Genomic DNA, 3038 nt, shown 5'->3' with positions numbered 1-3038 from the left:
GGGGGGCTGCTCGNCCCGCCAGTAATACGAGATTCCAGCCTTCGCATACTGCTCGGCCTTGACAATCCGGTCGGTCGTCTCAGAGCCCGGTGAGACCACCTCGACGACGAGCAGAAGATGCTCGGGACGGGCCGACATGATGTCGATCGTGTCGGCGCGGTACACGGCCACGTCCGGACGCCGATTCGTCAACGGCACGTCCTGAAGCCGAACATCGACGTCGAAGTCCGCGTTCCAGCCCGGCCCGGCAGCAGCCTCCAACGCGACCGCGAGGATCTTGACCAGCCGGTTGTGACGCTTGGACGCGCTGGGGCTCACAACGACCGTCCCGTCCACGATCTCGATGCCCGCGCACNGCTCCTCGGACCAGGAGTCGTATTCCTCCGCCGTGATCTGCTGGTGCATCCAGGCAGGAGCGATCATCCCCGCAGTGATGGCACACCTCCTTCAGATGATCCAACAGACCTGATCCCCGCCGAACCAGNGTAGCGCCGTACCCTCTGTGTCTCGGCATCCTGCGGCAGCCCACCCGCACCCGCGAGGGTGGCTGGGACTGACCCGGGTGTGTCAAGAAAACGGCTCTGTCGCACATCCGGTTTGCGCCGTGAGGCGCTGTGGTTCGAGTGGAGGTGAGAGACCTTCACCGTCTGCCCTGTCGCTGCAGGGTGGGTGGAGCTGAGGGCTGCCTGGTCCGGGTAGTGCCGGTCTGGGTGGGAGCAGCCCTGACGAAGCCGGGACGTTTCAGTAGCGGTCCGAACTGGTCGAACGCGAAGCACCGGTTCGGACAGGTGCCGGTGAGGTACTCGATCCGGTCGAGCTTGCGGTTCTTGTCCGGGTCGGTGGACTCCTTCCACGTCCTCGTGCGTGGGAACGAGATCCGATGGTGGTGCAGGAGCTGCCGCAGCCGTTCCCGACCGATGGTGACGGTGCGGTCGGGGTTGTCGGCCAGGTAGGCGGCGAGCTTGCGCAGGCTCCAGTGCGTGAACGGCTGCCCGAGTCTCTCCGGGCGGGTGCGGGCCGTCGCCACGGCGAACACCTCGTCGTCAGAGCTGATCAGGCGGGGACGGCCTCCCGCCCAACGAGGGTCCAACGCGTCCAGGCCGATCTCGTTGAACCGGTGGATCACCCCCCGGACCGTGTCCTCGTCCGCCGCGACGAGACGAGCGATCGCGGGGACCGGGGTCCCACTCGCCGACGCCATGATGATCAGTGCGCGGCGGACTCGGATCGCGCCGTGTTTCCCGCGGCGCGCGATCGCTTGGAGTCGTTGGCCTTCCTCATCGGTCAGCCGCCGTGCCCGTACCGGCCGCGCCATCGCGGTTCACCTCCAGGGCTGGTCGCCGTCCTCATCGGGGATGGTGTGCCCGTGATCNCCCGCCTCTACCTACTCCACGGCCGGAAACGTTCGTGGTCNGCGCACCAGCCGGGCAGGATCCGGTGGCGGAGAAGCGGGAAGTCAGCTCGGCGGTGCATCTGGCGCATGATCTTCTTGGTCTTGGTGTTGACGCCTTCGGTGCCACCGTGGCTGTAAGAGCCTGTCCTGGATCTTGAGTGATGTTAACGCTCTGTAGTGTCGCGGGGTTGCCAGCGTGGGACGGGATTCCCGCGAACGAGACGGCGGACCATGGTGCGGATCATCGCCCAGTGGATGAACGATGCGGAGGTGGCGGGGNGGCGTTCGTAGTCGCGGGCAAGCCGCCGGTGGGCGGTGAGCCAGACAAGGGTACGTTCGACCACCCNTCGTTTCGGCAGGGCCTCGAAGGTTTTCTGACCGGGTTTCTTCCGAACGATCTCGACGGTGGTCCTCATGATGGTCCGCGCCCATGCAACAGGCTCGCCAGCGAAACCGCCGTCGGCGAACAGATGACGGCGGCTACGATTCCTTAACCTGTCGGTCCTTCAGATCCTGCGGCTGTTGACCTGTCCGTGGTCTTCCCGACTGGTTGGATGATCGCTGGTCGTCGGTTGGTGCGGCCGGGTGGGCGTCCGGGGCCGGGTCGGGCGGGTTTCGGTGCGCGGGCCGGTAGCGGTGTCTTCGGGCGGAGGTTGCGGAATCCCCGGCGGGCACGGGCCGGAGTCAGCCTTGTGGGTTCGGCGGGTCGTTCCCAGGGGCGGCGCAGGTCGGTGGTGAGCGCGCGGGCGAGCCGGAGCTGGGTGTAGGCGGTGAGGACAAGCCAAGTCCAGCGGTCCGCCGCGGCGGGGTCCCGGATCTTCGGGGCGGTCCAGCCGAGGGTCTGCTTGACCATGCGGAAGGTGTGTTCCAGGTCGAATCTTCGCAGGAACGCCTGCCAGGCGCGGTCGACGTCGGCGCTGCCGGCGTCGGCGGTGGAGTGCCACAACCAGACCGGTTTCGGGCGCCGTTCGCCCGGGAGGCGGTCGACGACGAGACGGATCAGGGTGCCCTCGATGATCGGGAGCTGGCCGGTGTGGTGTTCCCATCCGCCACGGCGGGTCAGCCGGGGGTGGGCCCGGTCCCAGCAGGTGGCGACCGCGGTGCCGTACCGGCGGGTCTCGGTGGTCGTGGTGACCGTAGGGGTGGGCAGGCTGGCCGGGTCGGCCAGGGGCAGCTCGGGGCCGTGCCGTGGTGGCCGGCCGGACGCCTTCGGCGGCCGCGGGAGGACGGGCAGGCGGAAGACCCGGTCGGAACGCAGCCGGCCGACGAGGTCGACGGGCAGGCCGGCCAGCAGGAAGGCCAGGCGGGTGACGTCGTAGCCGGCGTCGAACACGACGAGGATGTTCGGATCACCGGCGGTGTGGTGGCCGACGGCTGCGAGCCGGCCGACCACGTCCCGGACCTGGGCGGCGGTCACCGTGGTGAGGTCGTCGTCGGGGCCGAGACGGACCGCGTCCAGCGGCGCCGTCCACGAGGTGCGGCCCGGTTCGAGGGCGGCGACGAACGAGTAGGGCCAGCCCGGGATCATCTGGGCGTTGCCCTTGCCCCGGCCGTAGGTGTGGCAGAACAGCCGGCCCGGGCTGGTGGCCGCGTCCGGGCGCAGCCACGGGCTGACGTCCACACCCAGCACGATCCGGCCGTCGGC

Annotated in this window: 2 protein-coding genes and 2 pseudogenes; all 4 read right to left on the bottom strand. The window is 69.0% G+C overall.

From position 1 onward, the window contains the following. The coding region (locus CED_RS19300; RefSeq protein ID WP_235187172.1) for a Uma2 family endonuclease at positions 1 to 423 on the bottom strand (423 nt) is incomplete at its 3' end. 310 nt (positions 424 to 733) lie between these two features. Beyond that, positions 734 to 1315 (bottom strand): annotated as a pseudogene (locus CED_RS19295) (helix-turn-helix domain-containing protein); the annotation flags it as partial. 242 nt (positions 1316 to 1557) lie between these two features. Then, positions 1558 to 1869: pseudogene (locus CED_RS19290) on the bottom strand (transposase); the annotation flags it as partial. Between the two features lie 14 nt (positions 1870 to 1883). Further along, a partial coding sequence (locus CED_RS19285; protein WP_035913016.1) for an NF041680 family putative transposase occupies positions 1884 to 3038 on the bottom strand: 1155 nt, incomplete at its 5' end.

The organism is Frankia sp. CeD (assembly GCF_000732115.1).
In the GTDB taxonomy this organism is placed as follows: Bacteria; Actinomycetota; Actinomycetes; order Frankiales; family Frankiaceae; genus Frankia; species Frankia casuarinae.
The sequence above is the reverse complement of the archived record's forward strand: the minus strand, read 5'-3'. Positions and strand labels throughout refer to the sequence as shown.